The 620-nt window shown below is 75.0% G+C and carries 1 protein-coding gene; it reads left to right on the top strand.

Annotation, left to right across the window (positions count from 1 at the left end):
• Positions 1-2 precede the first annotated feature (2 nt).
• Complete coding sequence (locus AQJ66_RS36655; RefSeq protein ID WP_061931274.1) at positions 3-620, top strand: hypothetical protein; 618 nt, start codon at positions 3-5, stop codon at positions 618-620.

The raw sequence follows: 620 nt of genomic DNA, 5'->3' as shown, positions 1-620 counted from the left end.
CCATGGCCACGCACGAGCACGTTCACCGCAGCCCCGGCCTCCACCTGCCGGCCGTCTTCCACCGGCCGCGGTCCGGCTCCGCCGCCGCACACGTCGGCACGCGCACCGCGCAGGCCTACGCCCTGGCGTCCCTGCGGATCGTGACCGGGTTCGTCTTCCTGTGGGCCTTCCTGGACAAGACGTTCGGGCTGGGCTACGCGACCGCCTCCGGCAGGGGCTGGCTCGACGGCGGGTCGCCGACCAAGGGCTTCCTCGGCTCCGTCGCCGCCGGACCGCTGCAGTCGACGTTCCACTCCTGGGCGGGCGACACCTGGGCGGACTGGCTGTTCATGCTCGGTCTGCTCGGCATCGGCGCGGCCGTCACGGCCGGTGTGGCGCTGCGGCCGGCCGCGGTGGCGGGCACGGTGATGATGGCGCTGATGTGGCTCGCCGAGTGGCCGCCGGCCAAGCACCTGGCGGACGGCTCGCCCAGCATGTCGACGAACCCGTTCGCCGACTACCACGTCGTCTACGCCCTCGCCCTGGTCGCCGTCGCCGCGGCGGGCGCGGGCACCACCTGGGGCCTGGGCCGGCTCTGGGCCCGGCTGCCGGTCGTCCGCGACCACGCCTGGCTGCGCTGA

Origin of the sequence: Streptomyces bungoensis (assembly GCF_001514215.1) — a bacterium.
GTDB lineage: Bacteria > Actinomycetota > Actinomycetes > Streptomycetales > Streptomycetaceae > Streptomyces > Streptomyces bungoensis.
Note: the sequence above shows the minus strand (reverse complement) of the source record. Positions and strands in the feature narration are given on the sequence as shown.